33 protein-coding genes are annotated in these 19,485 nt (G+C 33.1%); all 33 read right to left on the bottom strand.

Going from position 1 to position 19,485, the window contains the following annotated elements:
* Nucleotides 1–24 precede the first annotated feature (24 nt).
* Nucleotides 25–939, bottom strand: a complete 915-nt coding sequence (locus IU405_RS15145) for a dimethylarginine dimethylaminohydrolase family protein (RefSeq protein WP_197439454.1) — start codon at nucleotides 937–939, stop codon at nucleotides 25–27.
* Between the two features lie 64 nt (nucleotides 940–1,003).
* Entirely contained in the window at nucleotides 1,004–2,290 is a 1,287-nt protein-coding gene (locus IU405_RS15140; protein WP_197439453.1) for a citrate synthase, read from the bottom strand.
* 184 nt (nucleotides 2,291–2,474) lie between these two features.
* Entirely contained in the window at nucleotides 2,475–3,764 is a 1,290-nt protein-coding gene (gene eno / locus IU405_RS15135; protein ID WP_197439452.1) for a phosphopyruvate hydratase, read from the bottom strand.
* Between the two features lie 193 nt (nucleotides 3,765–3,957).
* A complete protein-coding gene (gene carA, locus IU405_RS15130) occupies nucleotides 3,958–5,073 on the bottom strand; it encodes a glutamine-hydrolyzing carbamoyl-phosphate synthase small subunit (protein WP_197439451.1) in 1,116 nt (371 codons plus the stop codon).
* An 88-nt stretch (nucleotides 5,074–5,161) separates the two neighbouring features.
* A complete protein-coding gene (gene rplQ / locus IU405_RS15125; protein ID WP_197439450.1) occupies nucleotides 5,162–5,635 on the bottom strand; it encodes a 50S ribosomal protein L17 in 474 nt (157 codons plus the stop codon).
* Between the two features lie 59 nt (nucleotides 5,636–5,694).
* A complete protein-coding gene (locus IU405_RS15120; RefSeq protein ID WP_197439449.1) occupies nucleotides 5,695–6,687 on the bottom strand; it encodes a DNA-directed RNA polymerase subunit alpha in 993 nt (330 codons plus the stop codon).
* Nucleotides 6,688–6,785: 98 nt separating this feature from the next.
* Nucleotides 6,786–7,394: a 30S ribosomal protein S4 gene (gene rpsD / locus IU405_RS15115; RefSeq protein ID WP_197439448.1), complete on the bottom strand. Its 609-nt coding sequence runs from the start codon at nucleotides 7,392–7,394 to the stop codon at nucleotides 6,786–6,788.
* 82 nt (nucleotides 7,395–7,476) lie between these two features.
* Entirely contained in the window at nucleotides 7,477–7,860 is a 384-nt protein-coding gene (gene rpsK, locus IU405_RS15110; RefSeq protein WP_197439447.1) for a 30S ribosomal protein S11, read from the bottom strand.
* Between the two features lie 88 nt (nucleotides 7,861–7,948).
* Nucleotides 7,949–8,314, bottom strand: a complete 366-nt coding sequence (rpsM, locus tag IU405_RS15105) for a 30S ribosomal protein S13 (RefSeq protein WP_197439446.1) — start codon at nucleotides 8,312–8,314, stop codon at nucleotides 7,949–7,951.
* Nucleotides 8,314–8,430 carry a type B 50S ribosomal protein L36 gene (gene ykgO, locus IU405_RS15100; RefSeq protein WP_004568720.1) on the bottom strand — a complete coding sequence of 39 codons (117 nt, stop codon included), beginning with the start codon at nucleotides 8,428–8,430 and terminating at the stop codon, nucleotides 8,314–8,316. The genes rpsM and ykgO overlap by 1 nt, the downstream gene beginning before the upstream one ends.
* Before the next feature lie 16 nt (nucleotides 8,431–8,446).
* Nucleotides 8,447–8,662 (bottom strand): translation initiation factor IF-1, encoded by a 216-nt coding sequence (infA, locus tag IU405_RS15095; RefSeq protein ID WP_004568721.1) that lies wholly within the window; start codon nucleotides 8,660–8,662, stop codon nucleotides 8,447–8,449.
* A 2-nt stretch (nucleotides 8,663–8,664) separates the two neighbouring features.
* Nucleotides 8,665–9,987, bottom strand: a complete 1,323-nt coding sequence (gene secY / locus IU405_RS15090) for a preprotein translocase subunit SecY (RefSeq protein ID WP_197439495.1) — start codon at nucleotides 9,985–9,987, stop codon at nucleotides 8,665–8,667.
* 13 nt (nucleotides 9,988–10,000) lie between these two features.
* Nucleotides 10,001–10,453, bottom strand: a complete 453-nt coding sequence (rplO, locus tag IU405_RS15085) for a 50S ribosomal protein L15 (protein WP_197439445.1) — start codon at nucleotides 10,451–10,453, stop codon at nucleotides 10,001–10,003.
* A gap of 10 nt (nucleotides 10,454–10,463) precedes the next feature.
* Nucleotides 10,464–10,646 carry a 50S ribosomal protein L30 gene (rpmD, locus tag IU405_RS15080; RefSeq protein ID WP_197439444.1) on the bottom strand — a complete coding sequence of 61 codons (183 nt, stop codon included), beginning with the start codon at nucleotides 10,644–10,646 and terminating at the stop codon, nucleotides 10,464–10,466.
* An 11-nt stretch (nucleotides 10,647–10,657) separates the two neighbouring features.
* A complete protein-coding gene (gene rpsE, locus IU405_RS15075) occupies nucleotides 10,658–11,182 on the bottom strand; it encodes a 30S ribosomal protein S5 (protein ID WP_197439494.1) in 525 nt (174 codons plus the stop codon).
* Between the two features lie 2 nt (nucleotides 11,183–11,184).
* Entirely contained in the window at nucleotides 11,185–11,535 is a 351-nt protein-coding gene (gene rplR / locus IU405_RS15070; protein ID WP_197439443.1) for a 50S ribosomal protein L18, read from the bottom strand.
* A 12-nt stretch (nucleotides 11,536–11,547) separates the two neighbouring features.
* Nucleotides 11,548–12,093, bottom strand: a complete 546-nt coding sequence (gene rplF / locus IU405_RS15065; protein WP_197439442.1) for a 50S ribosomal protein L6 — start codon at nucleotides 12,091–12,093, stop codon at nucleotides 11,548–11,550.
* A gap of 10 nt (nucleotides 12,094–12,103) precedes the next feature.
* On the bottom strand, nucleotides 12,104–12,502 hold the full coding sequence (gene rpsH / locus IU405_RS15060; protein WP_197439441.1) for a 30S ribosomal protein S8: 399 nt from the start codon (nucleotides 12,500–12,502) through the stop codon (nucleotides 12,104–12,106).
* A gap of 161 nt (nucleotides 12,503–12,663) precedes the next feature.
* Nucleotides 12,664–12,933, bottom strand: a complete 270-nt coding sequence (rpsN, locus tag IU405_RS15055; protein WP_197439440.1) for a 30S ribosomal protein S14 — start codon at nucleotides 12,931–12,933, stop codon at nucleotides 12,664–12,666.
* Nucleotides 12,934–12,936: 3 nt separating this feature from the next.
* Nucleotides 12,937–13,488, bottom strand: coding sequence for a 50S ribosomal protein L5 (gene rplE / locus IU405_RS15050; protein ID WP_197439439.1), 552 nt, complete (start codon nucleotides 13,486–13,488; stop codon nucleotides 12,937–12,939).
* A gap of 8 nt (nucleotides 13,489–13,496) precedes the next feature.
* The gene (gene rplX / locus IU405_RS15045; RefSeq protein WP_197439438.1) at nucleotides 13,497–13,799 is read right to left on the bottom strand and encodes a 50S ribosomal protein L24; all 303 of its coding nucleotides are present in this window, start codon (nucleotides 13,797–13,799) and stop codon (nucleotides 13,497–13,499) included.
* 11 nt (nucleotides 13,800–13,810) lie between these two features.
* On the bottom strand, nucleotides 13,811–14,179 hold the full coding sequence (rplN, locus tag IU405_RS15040) for a 50S ribosomal protein L14 (RefSeq protein WP_197439437.1): 369 nt from the start codon (nucleotides 14,177–14,179) through the stop codon (nucleotides 13,811–13,813).
* 1 nt (nucleotide 14,180) lies between these two features.
* Complete coding sequence (gene rpsQ / locus IU405_RS15035) at nucleotides 14,181–14,438, bottom strand: 30S ribosomal protein S17 (protein WP_105046104.1); 258 nt, start codon at nucleotides 14,436–14,438, stop codon at nucleotides 14,181–14,183.
* A gap of 20 nt (nucleotides 14,439–14,458) precedes the next feature.
* A complete protein-coding gene (gene rpmC / locus IU405_RS15030; protein WP_197439436.1) occupies nucleotides 14,459–14,650 on the bottom strand; it encodes a 50S ribosomal protein L29 in 192 nt (63 codons plus the stop codon).
* 11 nt (nucleotides 14,651–14,661) lie between these two features.
* Complete coding sequence (gene rplP / locus IU405_RS15025) at nucleotides 14,662–15,093, bottom strand: 50S ribosomal protein L16 (RefSeq protein WP_105046106.1); 432 nt, start codon at nucleotides 15,091–15,093, stop codon at nucleotides 14,662–14,664.
* A gap of 21 nt (nucleotides 15,094–15,114) precedes the next feature.
* Nucleotides 15,115–15,840 carry a 30S ribosomal protein S3 gene (gene rpsC, locus IU405_RS15020; RefSeq protein WP_197439435.1) on the bottom strand — a complete coding sequence of 242 codons (726 nt, stop codon included), beginning with the start codon at nucleotides 15,838–15,840 and terminating at the stop codon, nucleotides 15,115–15,117.
* 11 nt (nucleotides 15,841–15,851) lie between these two features.
* The gene (gene rplV, locus IU405_RS15015) at nucleotides 15,852–16,256 is read right to left on the bottom strand and encodes a 50S ribosomal protein L22 (RefSeq protein ID WP_197439434.1); all 405 of its coding nucleotides are present in this window, start codon (nucleotides 16,254–16,256) and stop codon (nucleotides 15,852–15,854) included.
* 6 nt (nucleotides 16,257–16,262) lie between these two features.
* Nucleotides 16,263–16,541, bottom strand: a complete 279-nt coding sequence (gene rpsS / locus IU405_RS15010; protein WP_105046109.1) for a 30S ribosomal protein S19 — start codon at nucleotides 16,539–16,541, stop codon at nucleotides 16,263–16,265.
* Nucleotides 16,542–16,547: 6 nt separating this feature from the next.
* Complete coding sequence (gene rplB / locus IU405_RS15005) at nucleotides 16,548–17,372, bottom strand: 50S ribosomal protein L2 (RefSeq protein ID WP_197439433.1); 825 nt, start codon at nucleotides 17,370–17,372, stop codon at nucleotides 16,548–16,550.
* A 14-nt stretch (nucleotides 17,373–17,386) separates the two neighbouring features.
* A complete protein-coding gene (gene rplW / locus IU405_RS15000) occupies nucleotides 17,387–17,677 on the bottom strand; it encodes a 50S ribosomal protein L23 (RefSeq protein WP_197439432.1) in 291 nt (96 codons plus the stop codon).
* Between the two features lie 9 nt (nucleotides 17,678–17,686).
* Nucleotides 17,687–18,316 (bottom strand): 50S ribosomal protein L4, encoded by a 630-nt coding sequence (rplD, locus tag IU405_RS14995; RefSeq protein ID WP_197439431.1) that lies wholly within the window; start codon nucleotides 18,314–18,316, stop codon nucleotides 17,687–17,689.
* Entirely contained in the window at nucleotides 18,316–18,933 is a 618-nt protein-coding gene (gene rplC / locus IU405_RS14990) for a 50S ribosomal protein L3 (RefSeq protein ID WP_197439430.1), read from the bottom strand. Before rplC ends, rplD begins: the two co-directional genes overlap by 1 nt.
* Before the next feature lie 241 nt (nucleotides 18,934–19,174).
* Entirely contained in the window at nucleotides 19,175–19,480 is a 306-nt protein-coding gene (rpsJ, locus tag IU405_RS14985; RefSeq protein ID WP_024740605.1) for a 30S ribosomal protein S10, read from the bottom strand.
* Nucleotides 19,481–19,485: the final 5 nt, after the last annotated feature.

The raw sequence follows: 19,485 nt of genomic DNA, 5'->3' as shown, positions 1-19,485 counted from the left end.
ATTAATCTATAATCTAAAAAAAATTTATTCTCTAATCAAAGGAAGTGTTGAGCATCTTAACAATCCCTCTTGCTTTGCAATTTCGGAATATGGAACTTCTTCCACAATAAAACCTTGATTTCTTAACCAAGAATTCAATCTTGTAAAGTTTTTTTCTGATATAATAACATCTTCTGAAATAGAAAAAATATTGCTATTCATATCATACATTTCCTGCTTTGTAATTTCAAAAATATTTTCTTCGCCAAAATATTGAACCAACCAATGGTATTCCTCTTCAATTAAAAATCCATTTTTATGAAGAATTGCTTTGTTTTTTCCAATTGGCTGAAAACAACAGTCTAAGTGCAACGCATTTTCTTTAGGATCAATATTGTGTTTTCGAAGCTCGAAAGATTTTACTTTTTTATGTGGAAATAATTCTTGTAAAGCCAAAACTGCTTTTTGATTTGTGCGAGCTGTAATAAAGTTTGGATAATCTTCCCCTGAATAGGTTCCTACAAAAATATAATCGTTCCAAGGCATCACATCACCTCCTTCAATATGACAATCTTTAGGAAGTTCAATGATATTTTTCGGATTAATTTGATTGGTAACATGCTCAATTGCGATGTATTCCTTTTCTCTATCAGGTAAAATATTTGCTTTTATCAATTTATCTTCAATCACAAAAGCGATGTCTCTAGAAAAGATTTGATTGTAGTTTTTGATGACTTTTGGTCTAAAAACGGTAATGCCATATTTTTTAAAAACAGCAGCAACAGCTTCCATTTCTTCAATCATGTCTTGTTCTTTTGGATAAGTTCCATTCAAAACATGTTCCCTACTTTTTGGGTCGTAACAATTTTGTAATTCTGGAGTTGGGCCATTACTAGTGGCAATTCCCAGAACTACAGCTCTTAATTTAGAAGTTTCGTTATTTATATTGAGTTGTAACATTCTTTTCAGATAAAAAAAGCTTCATGAATCATGAAGCTTTCGGTTGTAAAAATAACAAAAGTTTTTATCTTTTTTCTATTGATTTGAATGGTCTTAAAGTTTCGCCAACATAAATTTGACGTGGTCTTCCAATTGGTTCGTTATTCAATCGCATTTCTCTCCATTGTGCAATCCAACCTGGCAAACGTCCTAAAGCAAACATCACAGTAAACATATCTGTTGGAATATCCATTGCTCTGTATATAATTCCAGAGTAAAAATCTACATTTGGATATAATTTTCTTTCTACAAAATACGGATCATTCAAAGCTTCTTGCTCCAAACCTTTCGCAATAGCTAAGATTGGATCATTTACGCCTAAATCATTTAATACATCATCAGCTGCCTTTTTAATGATTCTTGCTCTTGGATCAAAATTCTTGTAAACTCTGTGACCAAAACCCATCAATCTGAAAGGATCATCTTTGTCTTTCGCTTTCGCCATATATTTTTTGGTATCACCATCATCAGCTTTGATAGCTTCCAACATTTCCAAAACTGCTTGATTTGCACCTCCATGCAATGGACCCCAAAGTGCAGAAATTCCTGCTGATAAGGAAGCAAATAATCCTACATGAGATGAACCTGCAATTCTTACTGTAGATGTAGAACAGTTTTGTTCATGATCTGCATGTAAAATCAGTAATTTATCTAATGCATCTTTAATGATAGGATTTATAACATAAGGTTCGTTTGGCTGTTCAAACATCATTTTCATAATATTCTCAATATAATCCAACGATTTTGAGCCATAATTTAACGGCAATCCTTGCTTTTTACGCATTGTCCAAGCCACCAAAACTGGGAATTTTCCCATAATTTTACAAATTGCTTTGTACATATCCTCTTCAGATTTTACATTTACTGAAGAAGGGTTGAACGCAGTCAATGCACTCGTTAAGGAAGATAAAACTCCCATTGGATGAGCTGATTTTGGAAAAGCATCCACAATTTTTTTAACATCCTCATCAACTACAGATTGTGCTTTGATGTCAGCATAAAACTTTTCTAATTGTTCACTTGTTGGTAAATCTCCAAAAATTAATGCGTAAGCAACTTCTAAAAAAGTAGCTTTTTCAGCCAACTCTTCTATATCATAACCTCTATAACGTAAAATCCCTTTTTCACCATCTAAAAAGGTAATACTGCTCTCGCAAGAACCTGTATTTTTATAACCAGAATCTAAAGTTATAACGCCATCAGTGGCTGTTCTTAAGTTTTTGATATCGATAGCAACCTCATTCTCAGTTCCTTTTACTAATGGAAATTCATACGAATTTTCTCCTATTACTAACTTTGCAGTATTTGACATATTCAATCTTATTTTTTATGTTGAAGTGTTTTGCGAAGATACCAATAAATTAAGGATTTTAAAAGTTGAAAATGATAGATTTTTAGATGAATAAAATAAAATTTATTGATTTAACAATTATTTAATAAAACAAAAATCCCCTTAGAAATTCTAAGAGGATTTTAGTAAAAAAGTTGACTAAAAATTATATTTTAAACGCTTTTTCTTGAGGATAATAAGCTACATCTTCTAATTCTTCTTCAATACGCAATAATTGATTGTATTTTGCCATTCTATCTGAACGTGAAGCTGAACCTGTTTTGATTTGTCCACAGTTTAAAGCAACTGCTAAATCAGCAATGGTATTGTCTTCTGTTTCTCCTGATCTGTGAGACATTACTGTTGTATATCCAGCATTTTTTGCCATGTTTACAGCTGCAATTGTTTCAGTCAATGTTCCAATTTGGTTTACTTTAATTAAGATTGAATTGGCAATTCCGTTTTCAATTCCTTGAGACAAGCGCTCTACGTTGGTTACGAATAAGTCATCTCCAACCAATTGCACTTTTTTACCAATTAATTCAGTTAAATATTTCCAACCTTCCCAATCGTTTTGATCCATTCCATCCTCTATTGAAATAATTGGATAAGTACTTGCTAATTCAGCCAAATAATCTGCTTGTTCTTTGCTAGTTCTTACTTTCCCAGTTTCGCCTTCAAATTTTGTGTAGTCATATTTTCCATCTACATAAAACTCAGCGGAAGCACAATCCAATGCCACTTTTACTTCTTCTCCAAAAACATATCCTGCATTTTTAACTGCCAAAGCAATTGTTTCTAAAGCATCTTCTGTTCCGCCTGCTAAATTTGGTGCAAAACCACCTTCATCTCCTACAGCTGTTGACAAATTACGATCGTGCAATACTTTTTTCAAATTGTGAAAAATTTCAGAACCCATTTGCATTGCGTGCGTAAAAGATGTTGCTTTTACTGGCATAATCATAAATTCTTGAAATGCAATTGGCGCATCAGAATGCGAACCACCATTGATGATATTCATCATTGGAACAGGCAAAGTGTTTGCGGAAACACCTCCTACATATCTGTACAATGGCATTCCTAATTCAGCTGCTGCAGCTTTTGCAACTGCCAAAGAAACTCCTAAAATTGCATTCGCACCCAATTTTGATTTGTTGGATGTTCCGTCCAAATCAATCATGATTTTATCAATCAAGTTTTGTTCAAAAACTGAAGTTCCTAACAATTCTTCAGCTAAAATTTCATTCACATTTTTAACGGCATTCAACACGCCTTTTCCCATGTATGCTTTTCCACCATCTCTCAATTCCACAGCTTCGTGCTCACCTGTTGAAGCTCCTGATGGAACAGCTGCTCTTCCTAAAACACCATTTTCAGTTGTTACATCAACTTCTACTGTTGGATTTCCTCTTGAATCAAAAATTTGACGCGCGTGAATGTTTATGATAATACTCATTGTTTTTAAAATTTATAAACTTATTTTTAAAGTTTTGGTTATTATTTATTTTACGGCTAATTTACGAAATGTTGAACGCATTTATTCATTTGAAATTGAATAATTACGAAAACGTTTCCTATAAATCATTTATTATAAAAAAGAAAAATCTACCTTGAGAACAACGTAGATTTTTCTTTTAAAATCAATAAAATTAGGAAATCATTTGGGTTGACTTGATATTCTCAATGAACTGATCAAACAAATATTCAGCATCATGAGGTCCAGGACTTGCTTCTGGGTGATACTGAACAGAAAAAGTATTTTTGTTTTTAAGTCTAATTCCTGCAACTGTATGATCATTCAAATGAACATGGGTAATTTCAATGTTTGGATTGGCTTCAGTTTCTTCTCTACTAATTGCAAAACCATGATTTTGAGAAGTAATTTCGCCTTTCCCTGTAATTAAATTTTTCACTGGATGATTGATTCCTCTGTGTCCATTATGCATTTTATAGGTAGAAATTCCTTGTGATAAAGCAATTACTTGGTGTCCTAAACAAATACCAAAAAGAGGCAAATCTTTTTCTATAATTTGAGCAGCTACTTTTTGAGCATCTACTAAAGGTTCAGGATCTCCAGGGCCATTTGAAATAAAATAACCATCAGGATTGAAAGCACTTAATTCCTCAAAAGTGGCATTATAAGGGAATACTTTAATATACGCTCCTCTTTTTGCTAAATTTCGTAATATATTTTTTTTGATGCCAATATCTAAAGCTGATATTTTAATTTTAGCGTTTTCATTTCCAAAATAATAAGGTTCTTTTGTAGAAACTTTGGAAGCCAATTCTAATCCTTGCATACTTGGAACATTCGCTAATTGCTTTTTCAAATCATCAATATTGTCAATATTTGTAGAAATGATTGCATTCATAGCGCCATGATCTCTGATATAAGAAACTAATGCTCTTGTATCCACATCCGAAATGGCAACCAAATTGTGTTTTTTAAACCAATCAAATAAATTTCCATCAGAATCAATTCTTGAATGTGTAAAACTGAAATTTCTACAAACCAAACCAGAAATTTTTATTCCATCAGATTCCACTTCATCATCATTTACTCCATAATTACCGATATGAGCATTCGTAGTTACCATCAATTGCCCAAAATAAGATGGATCTGTAAAAATTTCTTGATAGCCTGTCATTCCTGTATTAAAACATATTTCACCTGAGGCTGTTCCATCAATTCCAACAGATTTACCATAAAAAATAGTGCCGTCTGCTAATAAAATAAGTGCTTTTTTTCTAGTTTGATATTTCATTGGTTTTGTAAATATTATGAGATGTAAAAATATAAAAAAAGGGATAAACAGTAATGCTTATCCCTTTATATGTGAATGATAAAATCATTTATTCTTCTGATTTTTCTTCAGTTGTTGTTGTTTCTACTTGTGGAGTAGCCGCTTTTTTGCTTCTTCCTCTTCTAGTAGTTTTCTTAGCTTTTGCTCCTTTTGGATTGTAGATTTCGTTGTAATCAACAAATTCAATCATTGCCATTGAAGCGTTATCACCTTGTCTATTTCCTAATTTAATGATTCTTAGGTAACCTCCTGGTCTGTCTGCAATCTTTACAGAAACTTCTTTAAACAATTCAGTAACTGCATATTTATCTCTTAAAACAGAGAAAACAATACGTCTGTTGTGTGTTGTATCTGATTTCGATTTTGTAATCAATGGCTCCACAAAAACTCTCAATGCTTTTGCTTTTGCTACTGTTGTGTTAATACGTTTGTGCTCAATAAGAGAACAAGCCATATTTGCTAACATTGACTTTCTATGTGCAGTCTGTCTTCCTAAGTGGTTTACTTTTTTTCCGTGTCTCATGACGTTTGTTTTATACTTTCATCTTGCTCAACCCATTTTGAGGAGCAAAATATGAAAGATTAATCTCTATCTAATTTATATTTTGCTAAATCCATTCCGAAACTCAATCCTTTTACAATCACTAGTTCTTCTAGTTCTGTTAACGATTTTTTTCCAAAGTTTCTAAATTTCATTAAATCACTTTTATTGAATGATACTAAATCTCCTAAAGTATCAACTTCTGCAGCTTTCAAGCAATTCAAAGCTCTTACAGAAAGATCCATATCGATCAATCTTGTTTTTAATAATTGACGCATGTGCAATGATTCCTCATCATACGTTTCTGTTTGTGCAATTTCATCAGCTTCCAAAGTAATGCGCTCATCAGAAAACAACATAAAATGGTGAATTAAGATTTTTGCTGCTTCTGTTAACGCTTCTTTTGGATTGATAGAACCATCAGTATCAATATCAAAAATTAATTTTTCAAAATCCGTTTTTTGCTCCACACGAAAGTTTTCAATAGAATACTTTACGTTTTTGATAGGCGTGTAAATAGAATCTGTAAAAATAGTTCCGATAGGAGCTCCTGGTTTTTTATTTTCTTCTGCAGGAACAAATCCTCTCCCTTTTTCAATGGTAATTTCGGCATTTAATTTCACTGATTTATCCATATTACAGATAACCAATTCTGGATTTAATACTTGAAAACCAGAAATAAATTTTTGCAAATCACCTGCTTTTAATTGTTCTTGACCAGAAATATTGATAGAAACAGTTTCTCTGTCAGTATCATCAATTTGCTTTTTAAAACGAACTTGTTTTAAATTTAAAATGATTTCTGTAACATCTTCCACAACTCCACTCACTGTAGAGAATTCGTGTTCAACGCCATCAATTCTTAAAGATGTAATTGCAAACCCTTCTAATGAAGATAAAAGTACTCTTCTTAAAGCATTTCCAACTGTTAAGCCGAAACCTGGCTCTAAAGGTCTGAATTCGAATTTACCTTTGAAATCGGTAGATTCAATCATGATTACTTTATCGGGTTTTTGAAAATTTAAAATTGCCATGTTATGTTCTTCGTTTTAATTGTGATTAAGTTGCGCGGTTTATAAGTGTGAAGAAGTACGAATAAACCCTTTGGCTCAATACCAATATTATTAATTGATTATTTAGAATATAATTCTACGATTAATTGTTCTTTGATGTTTTCTGGAATTTGCAATCTTTCAGGAACTTTTACAAAAGTACCTTCTTTTTTATCAGCATTCCAAGTCAACCACTCATAAACAGTATTGCTAGAAGCGATTAAAGAACTTTCGATTGCTTGTAAAGATTTTGATTTTTCTCTAACAGCTACAACATCACCTTCTTTCAATCTAAAAGATGGAATGTTAACGATTTCCCCATTAACAGTAATGTGTCTGTGAGAAACTAACTGACGAGCTCCACTTCTTGATGGAGAAATTCCCATTCTGTAAACTACGTTATCCAATCTAGATTCACATAATTGTAATAAAATCTCACCTGTAATTCCTTGAGCAGCTTGTGCTTTTTTGAATAAGTTACTGAATTGACGCTCTAAAATACCATAGGTATATTTTGCTTTTTGCTTTTCCATTAACTGGGTAGCATATTCAGATTTTTTTCCTCTACGTTTTGCAGCTCCGTGCTGTCCTGGAGGAAAGTTTCTTTTTTCGAAGTTTTTATCTTCGCCAAAAATTGCTTCACCGAATTTACGGGCAATTTTAGTTTTTGGTCCTGTGTATCTTGCCATTTTTGTTGTTTTTATTGATAGGGATTATGAATTAAGGCTAATCCTTCGATAATCGAAATCCTATCAGAATTAAATAATTAACTTATACTCTTCTTCTTTTTGGTGGACGACATCCATTGTGTGGAATTGGAGTAACGTCAATAATTTCAGTTACTTCAATGCCTGCATTGTGAATAGATCTAATTGCAGATTCTCTTCCATTTCCTGGACCTTTTACGAAAACTTTTACTTTGCGTAAACCTGCTTCTTTAGCAACTCCTGAGCAATCTTCAGCAGCTAATTGAGCCGCATAAGGAGTGTTCTTTTTAGAACCTCTAAAGCCCATTTTACCAGCTGATGACCATGAAACTACGTCACCTTTTTTGTTTGTTAAAGAAATAATGATATTGTTGAAGGATGCATTGATATGAGCTTCTCCAATAGCGTCAACTATTACTTTACGTTTTTTTGCACTTGCTTTTGCCATAATTTTTTGTTGTTAAGCTATGTCTTTTAGTAAATTGTATTTAAAATAATACGGCACACTAAACACATACACTAGTTTGATCTCTAACTTATTTTTTCTTGTTAGCAACTGTTTTTCTCTTACCTTTTCTTGTACGAGAATTATTTTTAGTTCTTTGACCTCTTAAAGGAAGACCCAATCTGTGACGGATTCCTCTTTGACAACCAATGTCCATTAAACGTTTGATGTTTAATTGAACTTCAGAACGTAATTCACCTTCAATTGTGAAAGCTCCAACTTGTTCTCTGATTGCTGCGATTTGATCGTCATTCCAATCTTGAACTTTAATGCTTTCATCAACGTTTGCTTTTGCTAAAATATCTTTAGCTCTACTGTTACCTATACCAAAGATGTAAGTTAAAGCAATAACTCCTCTTTTGTTCTTTGGAATGTCTATACCTGCTATTCTTGCCATTACCCTTGTCTTTGTTTAAATCTAGGATTTTGTTTATTTATTACATATAATCTGCCTTTTCTGCGAACTATTTTGCAGTCGGCGCTTCTTTTTTTAACTGATGCTCTAACTTTCATCTGCGTTGTCTTTTATTTAGTATCTGTAAGTAATTCTTGCTTTCGATAAATCGTAAGGACTCATTTCTAATTTCACTTTATCACCTGGTAATAATTTGATATAATGCATACGCATTTTTCCAGAAATGTGTGCTGTTACAATATGTCCATTCTCTAATTCCACACGAAACATGGCATTTGATAATGCTTCTGTAATTGTTCCATCTTGTTGAATCGCTGATTGCTTAGCCATATTTATTTAACCGATTTTCTATTGCTGTTTCCCGCTTTCATTAAACCATCATAGTGACGATTTAATAAATACGAATTTATTTGTTGCATGGTATCAATTGAAACACCAACCATAATGATTAATGACGTTCCACCATAAAACATAGCCCAACTTTGTTGAACTCCAAATTGAACAACGATTGCTGGTAATATAGACAATGCTGCTAAAAACAGAGATCCTGGGAATGTGATTTTTGACAAAATAGAATCCAAATTATCAGCTGTGTCCTTTCCTGGTCTAATTCCTGGAATAAAACCACCACTTCTTTTCAAATCATCCGCCATTTTGTTCGTTGGAATTGTAATAGCCGTGTAAAAGAAACTAAATACAATAATCAAAACCGCAAAAATAACATTATACCACAGACCATTCATGTCTTGTAAACTTGAAATAATAGGAAACTTTTGCGCTAAAGCAACTGGCAAAAACATAATTGCCTGAGCAAAAATGATTGGCATTACTCCTGCTGCATTTAATTTCAAAGGAATATAATCTCTTGAACCTGCAACATTTTGAACATTTCCTGCAACAGTTCTTCTAGCATATTGAACAGCTATTTTTCGAACAGCAGTAACTAGTAAAACAGTTAATAAAATTACTACAAACCAAACAATAATTTCAATCAAAACCATCATTATACCACCTGCACCAGCATTGGTTGTTTTTGAAACAAACTCTTGCAAGAAAGCAGCAGGAAAATTTGCAATAATACCAACTGTAATTAATAATGAAATTCCATTTCCAATTCCTTTGTCAGTAATACGCTCTCCTAACCACATTGCAAAAATTGTTCCTGCAGTTAAAATGATGATAGATGAAACCCAAAATGTAGCACCACTAACTAAAAAAGCTTCTGGACCTAATCCAAATTGAGTTTTGATAGCAGTAATATATGTTGGAGCTTGAACTAAGGTAATACAAATAGTCAACCATCTTGTAATTTGTGTAATTTTCTTTCTTCCACTTTCTCCATCTTTTTGCAATTTTTGTAAATAAGGAACCGCAATTCCCATTAACTGAACTACAATTGATGCAGAAATATAAGGCATAATACCTAAAGCCATCACAGATGCTCTAGCAAATGCCCCACCAGTAAATGCGTTTAATAAACCTAAAAGACCTCCTGAAGTACTCTCTTTCAAAGCTGATAACTGTAATGGATCAATTCCAGGAAGTGGAACTGCAGCCATAAAACGATACACAGCAATTAAACCGATTGTAAGAAGAATCTTGTTTTTAAGTTCTTCAATCTTGAAAATGTCTTTTAATGTATTTATAAAATTCATCATTAACGGGATGTTATAAAGTTACAGCTTCTCCTCCAGCAGCTTCAATAGCCGCTTTCGCTGTTGCTGTAAATTTGTGAACAGTAATAGTAAGTTTGGCTTTTAATTCACCAGTTCCTAATATTTTTACCAATTCATTTTTAGAAACTAAACCTAAAGCAACTAAAATATCTTGGTTTACTGTATCAGTTATTTTTCCACTATCAACTAAAGATTGTAACTTCTCTAAATTGATTCCCTGATATTCTTTACGATTGATATTGGTGAAACCAAATTTTGGCACACGTCTTTGAAGTGGCATTTGACCTCCTTCAAAACCTACTTTTCTAGAATAACCTGAACGAGATTTTGCACCTTTGTGACCTCTAGTTGCTGTTCCTCCATGACCAGAACCTTCTCCACGAGCGATTCTTTTGTCTTTTTTTACAGATCCTTCTGCAGGTGTTAAGTTATGTAAACTACTCATCTTAAATATCTTATTTTAATTCCTCTACAGAAACTAAATGTGAAACTTTATTTACCATTCCCAAAATTGAAGGCGTTGCATCATGCTCAACAGTTTGGTTCATTTTACGCAAACCTAAGGACACTAAAGTTCTTTTTTGATCTTTAGGACGTCTAATTTGACTTTTTACTTGTGTAACTTTTATTTTTGTCATTTTTCTTAGATTTATCCGTTAAAAACTTTTTCTAAAGAAATTCCTCTTTGTTTAGCGATTGAGGCTGCACTACGCAATTGTAATAAAGCATCAAAAGTAGCTTTTACAGCATTGTGAGGGTTTGAAGATCCTTGTGATTTTGATAACACATCGTGAACTCCTACTGATTCTAATACCGCACGTACTGCACCACCAGCAATTACTCCCGTACCAGGAGAAGCAGGTTTGATGAATACATTTGCTCCACCGAATTTTCCTTTTTGTTCATGTGGAAGTGTTCCTTCAACTAAAGGGATTCTAATTAAGTTTTTCTTTGCATCTTCAACTGCTTTTGCAATTGCAGAAGAAACATCTTTAGATTTTCCTAAACCATGACCAACAACACCATTTCCATCACCTACAACTACGATAGCAGAGAAACCAAATGCTCTACCTCCTTTTGTAACTTTGGTAACACGTTGTACACCAACTAATCTATCTACAAGCTCTAATCCGCTTGGTTTAACTCTTTCTACGTTTTTATAACCTTGCATAATTCTTAAAATTTTAAACCAGCTTCTCTTGCAGCGTCAGCTAATACTTTAACTCTACCATGGTATAAATAACCATTTCTATCGAAAGCAACATTTTCTATTCCGTTTGTCAAAGCTTTTTTTCCAATTGATTTACCAACTGCAATTGCTGCTTCTCCTTTCGTCGTTGCTTGAATATCTTTGTCTCTTGATGAAACTGAAGCTAATGTTACTCCATTTACATCGTCTACTAATTGAGCATAGATTTCTTTATTACTTCTGTAAACAGAAAGTCTTGGTTTGGTTGCTGTACCAAAAACAATTTTTCTGATTCTACGCTTAATTCTAGCTCTTCTCTCTAGCTTTGATAATGCCATAATACCTATATATTATGCAGATTTACCTGCTTTTCTTCTTAATTTTTCACCTACAAACTTGATACCTTTTCCTTTGTATGGTTCAGGACTTCTGAAAGAACGAATCTTTGCAGCAACATGACCAACTAATTGTTTGTCAAATGAGGTTAATTTTACGATTGGATTTTTACCTTTTTCAGAGATAGCTTCTACTTTTACTTCAGGAGCTAATTCGAAAATAATGTTGTGAGAAAAACCAAGTGCCAAATCTAATTTTTGACCTTGACTTGAAGCTCTGTATCCAACACCAACTAATTCTAATTCTTTAGTCCAACCTTTGCTAACACCTTCAATCATATTATTAATCAAAGCTCTCATCAAACCATGTTGTGCTGTGTGAATTTTACTATCAGAAGCTCTTTCCAAAAACACAGTGGAATTTTCAACTTTGATGCTAATTCCTTCAGAAATTGTTTGAGTAAGTACTCCTAAACTTCCTTTAACAGTAACTAAATTGTCATTTATGTTTACATCTACACCTTGTGGGATGCTAACGGGATTTTTTCCTATTCTACTCATCTTTTAAGGTTTAATAAACGTAACATAAAACTTCACCTCCAACATTGTCTTGACGAGCTTGCTTGTTTGTCATTACACCTTTAGATGTAGAAACAATAGCAATTCCAAGTCCGTTTAATACTCTTGGCATCTCTTTAGAGCCAACATATTTACGTAAACCTGGTGTACTGATTCGTTGGATTTTTCTTATTACTGACTCTTTTGTGTCTTTGTCATATTTCAAAGCAATCTTAATAGACCCTTGAACTTTATCAGAATTAAACTGATAACTTAAAATATAACCTTGATCGAACAAAATTTTTGTCATTTCCTTCTTCAAATTCGAAGCTGGAATTTCTACAACTCTGTGTCCAGCAGAGATTGCATTTCTTACTCTGGTAAGATAATCCGCAATTGGATCTGTATACATATTTATTTAAATTGCGATTATGGTTTTCAAAATCTCTATTGAAACTACAAGATTAACTTGTGATGTTTGAACCTATAATCAGTTAAAAATTCTACTACTCAAAAAAATAGAGCGTGCAAAGATACACATTCTATTTTATTATATTGAATTTATTTTTGGTATTACCAGCTAGCTTTGGTAACTCCAGGAATTAATCCTTGGTTAGCCATTTCACGGAATGTAACACGAGATAAACCAAACTGCCTCATATATCCTCTTGGACGACCAGTTAATTTACATCTGTTGTGCATTCTTACTGGTGATGCATTTTTTGGTAATTTTTGCAATCCTTCAAAATCTCCAGCTTCTTTTAAAGCTTTTCTTTTTTCAGCGTATTTTGCAACAGTTTTAGCTCTTTTACGTTCACGAGCTTTCATTGATTCTTTAGCCATTTCTTAATTTTTTTTGAATGGTAAACCTAATTCTCCTAATAATGACTTCGCTTCTTTATCAGTGTTGGCAGTAGTTACGAAAGTAATGTCCATACCGTTGATTTTTTTAACTTGGTCAATATTGATCTCAGGGTAAATAATTTGTTCAGTAATACCTAAATTGTAATTTCCTCTTCCATCAAAACCATTAGCTTTGATTCCGTTGAAATCTCTTACACGAGGTAAAGAAGCTGTAACAAGTCTGTCTAAAAACTCATACATTTTATTTCCTCTTAAGGTTACTTTTGCTCCAATTGGCATACCTTTACGCAATTTGAAGTTAGCAACATCTTTTTTAGATATGGTAGAAATCGCTTTTTGACCAGTTATTTTAGTTAACTCATCAACTGCATAATCTACTAATTTTTTATCAGCAATAGCAGCACCAACTCCTTTAGAGATAACAATTTTCTCTAATTTTGGAACTTGCATTACATTTTTATAACTGAACTCTTCAGTAAGAGCACTTATCACTCTTTCTTTATATTCTGCTTTTAATCTTGGTACGTAACTCATGATTATTCTTATTTATTAGTTTTTTTAGAGATTCTAGTTTTAGTATCTCCATCAACTTTATAACCTACTCTTACAGCTACATCACCATCAACCAACATTACATTTGAGATGTGCATAGATGCTTCTTTTTTTACAATACCTCCTTGTGGATTTTGTGCACTAGGTTTTGTATGTTTAGAAACTAAGTTTACACCTTCTACTAAAACTCTGTCTTTGTCTTTGATGATTTGTAATACTTTGCCTTCAGAACCTTTATGGTCACCAGCAATTACTTTTACAGTATCACCTGATTTAATTTTAAACTTCTTCATTGTGTGATGATTTAAAGCACTTCAGGTGCTAATGATACTATTTTCATGAATTGTTTTTCACGAAGTTCACGAGCTACAGGACCAAATACACGTGTTCCTCTCATTTCCTCTGCAGGATTTAAAAGCACACAAGCATTATCGTCAAAACGGATATATGAACCGTCTTTACGTCTTACCTCTTTTTTGGTTCTTACAACAACTGCTCTAGATACTTGACCTTTTTTTACAGTTCCGTTAGGGGTTGCAGCTTTAATAGTTACAACAATTTTGTCACCAATACTTGCATAACGTTTTTTAGTACCTCCTAAAACTCTGATTACTAAAACTTCCTTAGCTCCAGTATTATCTGCTACTTTTAATCTTGATTCTGTCTGTAACATATTATTTCGCTCTTTCTAGGATTTCTACTAATCTCCAACGTTTAGATTTACTCATAGGTCTTGTTTCCATGATCCTAACAGTATCACCTTCGTTGCAATCATTCTTTTCGTCGTGTGCAACGTACTTCTTAGTTTTTAATACGAACTTTCCGTACATTGGGTGTTTAACTCTTTTTACTTCTGAAACAACAATAGATTTTTCCATTTTGTTACTAGAAACAACACCTATTCTCTCTTTTCTAAGATTTCTTTTTTCCATCTTTAAAACTGACTATAGAATTATTGTAATTCTCTTTTTGTTAACTCTGTTGCAATTCTTGCTACAGTTCTTCTTAGGCTTCTTAATTGCAACGGATTTTCAAGCGGTGTAATTGTATGTGCCATTTTAAGATCATTGTAGTTTTTATTCAACACTCCTAGCTTCTCTTGTAGATCTGCTAAGGATAATTCTTTTATTTCTGCTTGTTTCATTTTGTTTAGAATTATGCGTTAAAATCAAAATCTCTAGCTACAATAAATCTTGTTTTCACAGGAAGTTTTTGAGCAGCTAATCTTAAAGCTTCTTTTGCAACTTCAAGAGGAACACCACCTACTTCGAATAAAATTCTTCCTGGTTTGATGACAGAAACATAATGATCTGGTGCACCCTTACCTTTACCCATACGTACCTCTAAAGGTTTTTTGGTAATTGGTTTATCTGGGAATATTTTAATCCACAACTGCCCTTCTCTCTTCATGAAACGAGTAGCTGCAATACGAGCCGCTTCTATTTGTCTTGAAGTTAATAAATCTTGATCTAAAGATTTGATACCAAACATTCCGTTAGAAAGCTGCGTTCCTCTACCAGAGATTCCAGACATACTTCCTTTTAACTTCTGTACCTTACGGTATTTTACTCTTTTTGGCTGTAACATTTTTAATTTCTAATTTAAAAATTATTTTCTTTTACGAGGTTGACGTTTAGCAGGACTTGGAGCACCTCCTTTTGTTGGAGCTTGCTTTTTAGTTAAACCTACTAGAGGAGATAATTCTCTTTTTCCATAAACCTCACCCTTCATAATCCATACTTTAATCCCTAATCTTCCATAGGTAGTATGAGCTTCAGCAAGTGAATAATCAATATCAGCTCTGAACGTTGATAAAGGAATTCTTCCTTCTTTAAAATGCTCAGAACGTGCCATTTCAGCACCATTTAAACGACCTGAAATTTGAATTTTAATTCCTTCAGCATTCATTTTCATGGTTGAAGTGATTGCCATTTTGATAGCTCTTTTGTAAGAGATTCTATTTTCAATTTGACGAGCAACACTGATAGCAACTAAATTAGCATCTAACTCTGGACGTTTAATTTCAAAAATATTGATTTGAACTTCTTTACCAGTAATTTTTTTAAGCTCTTCTTTTAACTTGTCTACCTCTTGACCTCCTTTACCAATAATGATACCTGGACGTGCAGTAGTGATAGTAACGGTTACAAGTTTTAAAGTACGCTCAATAAATATTCTAGATACACTTGCTTTTGATAATCTAGCATTCACATACTTTCTTATCTTATCATCTTCAGCAATTTTATCTCCGTAGTCATTTCCACCAAACCAGTTAGACTCCCAACCTCTGATGATTCCTAATCGATTTCCTATTGGATTCGTTTTTTGTCCCATTTCTACTTAGATTAATTACTTAAATTTTTACTTCCTAACTCTAATGTAACGTGGTTAGAACGCTTGCGAATTCTATGAGCACGTCCTTGTGGAGCTGGTCTTAATCTTTTTAACATTCCAGCGCTATCTACACAAATAGATTTTACAAATAAACCAGCATCTTCAATACTAGAGGTTTCATTCTTAGCTTGCCAATTTGCAATAGCAGATAATAATAATTTCTCTAAATTTTTTGATGCATCTTTTGGGCTAAATTTTAAAATAGCTAAAGCTTTTTCAACTTCAACGCCTCTTACTTGATCAGCTACCAAACGCATTTTTCTTGGTGATGTAGGACAGTTAGTAAGCTTAGCAAAAGCGCGTTGCTTTTTCTCTGCTTTTATCTGATCTGCCATGTTTTTTTTACGAACTCCCATTTCCTACTATTTTTTACCTTTATTTTTAGCACCTGCATGTCCTCTAAAAGAACGGGTTGGTGAAAATTCACCTAACTTATGCCCTACCATGTTTTCTGTAACATATACTGGTACAAACTGACGTCCGTTATGAACAGCAATTGTTTGTCCTACAAAGTCTGGAGTAATCATACTTGCTCTTGACCAAGTTTTAATTACTGTTTTGCTTCCAGCCTCAACATTAGCTAACACTTTTTTCTCTAATTTATAGTGAACGAAAGGTCCTTTTTTTAATGATCTTGCCATAACTTATTATTTCTTTCTACGTTCTACAATATACTTGTTACTAGCTTTGGTTTTAGATCTAGTTTTATATCCTTTAGCAGGAATACCATTTCTTGATCTTGGATGACCTCCAGAAGCACGACCTTCTCCACCACCCATTGGGTGATCTACAGGGTTCATTCTTACTGCATTTACTCTTGGTCTTCTTCCTAACCATCTTCTTCTACCAGCTTTTCCAGAAACTAATAATTGGTGGTCTGAGTTAGAAACAACTCCGATTGTAGCCATACAAGTTAAAAGAATCAATCTTGTTTCACCTGAAGGAAGTTTTACAGTCGCATACTTTCCATCTCTTGCCATCAATTGAGCAAAAGAACCAGCAGAACGAGCCATAACAGCACCTTGTCCAGGACGTAATTCAATACATGAAATTGTAGTTCCTAAAGGAATTTCACTTAAAGGTAATGTATTTCCAATTTCAGGAGCAACTCCACTACCAGAAATAATTACTTGATCAACTTGTAAACCATTTTGAGCAATCACATAACGTTTTTCTCCATCAGCATAAAATAACAATGCTATAAATGCAGTACGATTTGGATCGTATTCAATTGTTTTTACTGTTGCAGGAATACCTGTTTTATCTCTTTTAAAATCGATAACACGATATTTTTGTTTATGACCACCACCGATATTACGGGTTGTCATTCTTCCCTGACTGTTTCGACCTCCAGAACTTTTTTTCGAAGAAATTAAACTTTTCTCCGGCTTATCAGTTGTAATGGTGTCGAACCCATTTACAACTCTAAAACGCTGACCTGGTGTTATTGGTTTTAATTTTCTAACTGACATTGTTGTCTATTTTCTTATAGATTGTTATAAAAATCAATACTTTCTCCTTCAGCTAACTGTACGATTGCTTTTTTGAAACCTCCTTTTACACCAGTAACTAAACCTTTTTTAGTATACTTTGTGCTTTTTTGAACTGGATAATTCAAAGTTTTAACGCTTTCTATAGAAACTCCATAAGCTGATTGAACCGCTGATTTGATCTCTAATTTATTAGCTTTCTTTGCAACTATAAATGAGTAACGATTGTTAACTTCACTGTCGTTTGTTGCTTTCTCTGTAATAATAGGTTTTATTAAAATACTCATTTTGAATCCCTATTTATGTAAGTTTGTATGAATACCTTCCAAAGAACCTTCAGTAAACACAATTTTATTTGCATTTAAAATACCATAAGTATTTAATTCTGAAGCATTGATTACTTTAGAAGATTTTAAATTTCTTGAAGATAAATACACATTCTCATTGATGTCACCTAAAACAAATAATGATTTTTTTGTATCTAACTCTAAAGCTTTTAAAATATCAACGAAATTTTTAGTTTTTGGTGATTCAAAATTGAAATCTTCTATAACTACTAAATTGTGTTGATTTGCCTGAATACTCAAAGCTGACTTACGCGCTAAACGCTTTAAGTTTTTATTCAATTTAAAAGAGTAACTTCTAGGTCTAGGTCCAAAAAAACGTCCTCCACCTCTAAATACACCTGATTTGATTGAACCTGCTCTTGCAGTACCAGTACCTTTTTGCTTTTTAATTTTTCTAGTAGAACCAGCAACTTCTGCTTTTTCTTTAGATTTATGAGTTCCTTGTCTTTGATTCGCAAGAAATTGTTTAACGTCTAAATAAATTGCATGATCGTTTGGTGCTATTCCAAATACATCGTTAGAAAGTTCAACTTTTCTACCTGTATCTTTTCCTGTAATATCTAAAACTGCTACTTCCATTATTTCTGAATAGTTACAAAAGCATTTTTGTGTCCAGGAACAGCTCCTTTAACAACAAGTAAATTCTTTTCAGGAACTACTTTTAATACTTTTAAGTTTTGTACTTTCACATTATCACCACCCATTCTTCCTGCCATACGCATTCCTTTGAATACTCTAGCTGGATAAGATGCAGCACCTACTGAACCTGGAGCTCTTAAACGATTGTGTTGTCCATGAGTAGCTTGACCAACTCCAGCAAAGCCGTGAAGTTTTACAACACCCTGAAAACCTTTTCCTTTAGAAACACCTGATACATCAACAAATTCTCCTTCAGAAAAAACGCTTACAGTTAGGGAATCTCCTAATTTATACTCTTCTTCAAACCCTTGGAATTCAACGACTTTTTTCTTAGCAGTGGTGCCAGCTTTTTTAAAGTGACCGTCTAACGCTTTGTTAGAACTCTTTGCCTTTTTGTCATCGAAACCAAGTTGTAACGCATTGTAGCCGTCAACCTCTTTGGTTCTGACTTGGGTAACAACGCAAGGACCTGCTTCGATTACTGTACAAGGAATATTCTTCCCGTTTTCATCAAATAAGCTGGTCATTCCAATTTTTCTACCTATTAACCCAGACATTTTTAAATTATTAATTATTTTATTTATTGTTTTGTTCCTTTGAATTTCTGTTAAAAAAAAACAGCGTAAAAACACTTTCAACGCTGAATTTGTTTTTACCGTTTTTCCTTCGCGAAACGCTCTGGACATGTATCTATTTCTATGAAATCATAAAAATAGGTGAACCCTACTCTAATTCGGGTTGCAAAAGTATAAAATTATTTCGGTTTACCAAACAGATAAACCGAAATAATAAAAAAAATTATACTTTAATTTCTACTTCTACTCCACTAGGAAGTTCTAATTTCATCAAAGCATCAATTGTTTTTGATGATGAACTGTAAATATCTAACAAACGTTTGTATGCAGATAACTGAAATTGTTCTCTAGATTTTTTATTTACGTGTGGTGAACGTAAAACCGTAAATATTTTTTTATTTGTTGGTAAAGGAATAGGACCGTTCACAACAGCTCCTGTACTCTTTACAGTCTTAACGATTTTTTCAGCAGATTTATCTACCAAATTGTAATCGTAAGATTTTAATTTTATTCTAATTTTTTGACTCATCGTTT

It is taken from the genome of Polaribacter sp. BAL334, assembly GCF_015767435.1.
Classification (GTDB): Bacteria; Bacteroidota; Bacteroidia; order Flavobacteriales; family Flavobacteriaceae; genus Polaribacter.
This window is presented reverse-complemented; position numbering and strand designations above follow the sequence as displayed.

Coding starts and splice junctions, on each gene's coding strand:
- rplN (WP_197439437.1), bottom strand. CDS start 14,179: ATGTTACAGACAGAATCAAGATTAAAAGTAGCAGATAATACTGGAGCT.
- eno (WP_197439452.1), bottom strand. CDS start 3,764: ATGAGTATTATCATAAACATTCACGCGCGTCAAATTTTTGATTCAAGA.
- IU405_RS15120 (WP_197439449.1), bottom strand. CDS start 6,687: ATGGCAATTTTAAATTTTCAAAAACCCGATAAAGTAATCATGATTGAA.
- ykgO (WP_004568720.1), bottom strand. CDS start 8,430: ATGAAAGTTAGAGCATCAGTTAAAAAAAGAAGCGCCGACTGCAAAATA.
- rplD (WP_197439431.1), bottom strand. CDS start 18,316: ATGGAAGTAGCAGTTTTAGATATTACAGGAAAAGATACAGGTAGAAAA.
- infA (WP_004568721.1), bottom strand. CDS start 8,662: ATGGCTAAGCAATCAGCGATTCAACAAGATGGAACAATTACAGAAGCA.
- rplP (WP_105046106.1), bottom strand. CDS start 15,093: ATGTTACAGCCAAAAAGAGTAAAATACCGTAAGGTACAGAAGTTAAAA.
- rpsS (WP_105046109.1), bottom strand. CDS start 16,541: ATGGCAAGATCATTAAAAAAAGGACCTTTCGTTCACTATAAATTAGAG.
- rplF (WP_197439442.1), bottom strand. CDS start 12,093: ATGAGTAGAATAGGAAAAAATCCCGTTAGCATCCCACAAGGTGTAGAT.
- rplO (WP_197439445.1), bottom strand. CDS start 10,453: ATGAGTAGTTTACATAACTTAACACCTGCAGAAGGATCTGTAAAAAAA.
- rpsC (WP_197439435.1), bottom strand. CDS start 15,840: ATGGGACAAAAAACGAATCCAATAGGAAATCGATTAGGAATCATCAGA.
- rplQ (WP_197439450.1), bottom strand. CDS start 5,635: ATGAGACACGGAAAAAAAGTAAACCACTTAGGAAGACAGACTGCACAT.
- rpsH (WP_197439441.1), bottom strand. CDS start 12,502: ATGTATACAGATCCAATTGCGGATTATCTTACCAGAGTAAGAAATGCA.
- rplR (WP_197439443.1), bottom strand. CDS start 11,535: ATGGCATTATCAAAGCTAGAGAGAAGAGCTAGAATTAAGCGTAGAATC.
- rplX (WP_197439438.1), bottom strand. CDS start 13,799: ATGAAGAAGTTTAAAATTAAATCAGGTGATACTGTAAAAGTAATTGCT.
- IU405_RS15140 (WP_197439453.1), bottom strand. CDS start 2,290: ATGTCAAATACTGCAAAGTTAGTAATAGGAGAAAATTCGTATGAATTT.
- rplC (WP_197439430.1), bottom strand. CDS start 18,933: ATGTCTGGGTTAATAGGTAGAAAAATTGGAATGACCAGCTTATTTGAT.
- rpsD (WP_197439448.1), bottom strand. CDS start 7,394: ATGGCAAGATACACAGGACCAAAAACTAAAATTGCCCGTAAATTCGGT.
- rpsQ (WP_105046104.1), bottom strand. CDS start 14,438: ATGGAAAAAAGAAATCTTAGAAAAGAGAGAATAGGTGTTGTTTCTAGT.
- rpsM (WP_197439446.1), bottom strand. CDS start 8,314: ATGGCAAGAATAGCAGGTATAGACATTCCAAAGAACAAAAGAGGAGTT.
- secY (WP_197439495.1), bottom strand. CDS start 9,987: ATGAATTTTATAAATACATTAAAAGACATTTTCAAGATTGAAGAACTT.
- IU405_RS15145 (WP_197439454.1), bottom strand. CDS start 939: ATGTTACAACTCAATATAAATAACGAAACTTCTAAATTAAGAGCTGTA.
- rplW (WP_197439432.1), bottom strand. CDS start 17,677: ATGAGTATTTTAATAAAACCTATTATTACAGAGAAAGCAACAAACGAC.
- rplV (WP_197439434.1), bottom strand. CDS start 16,256: ATGGGAGTTCGTAAAAAAAACATGGCAGATCAGATAAAAGCAGAGAAA.
- rpsJ (WP_024740605.1), bottom strand. CDS start 19,480: ATGAGTCAAAAAATTAGAATAAAATTAAAATCTTACGATTACAATTTG.
- rplB (WP_197439433.1), bottom strand. CDS start 17,372: ATGTCAGTTAGAAAATTAAAACCAATAACACCAGGTCAGCGTTTTAGA.
- rpsN (WP_197439440.1), bottom strand. CDS start 12,933: ATGGCTAAAGAATCAATGAAAGCTCGTGAACGTAAAAGAGCTAAAACT.
- carA (WP_197439451.1), bottom strand. CDS start 5,073: ATGAAATATCAAACTAGAAAAAAAGCACTTATTTTATTAGCAGACGGC.
- rpmD (WP_197439444.1), bottom strand. CDS start 10,646: ATGACAAAAATAAAAGTTACACAAGTAAAAAGTCAAATTAGACGTCCT.
- rpmC (WP_197439436.1), bottom strand. CDS start 14,650: ATGAAACAAGCAGAAATAAAAGAATTATCCTTAGCAGATCTACAAGAG.
- rpsK (WP_197439447.1), bottom strand. CDS start 7,860: ATGGCAAAAGCAAGTGCAAAAAAACGTAAAGTAATAGTTGACGCTATT.
- rplE (WP_197439439.1), bottom strand. CDS start 13,488: ATGAGTTACGTACCAAGATTAAAAGCAGAATATAAAGAAAGAGTGATA.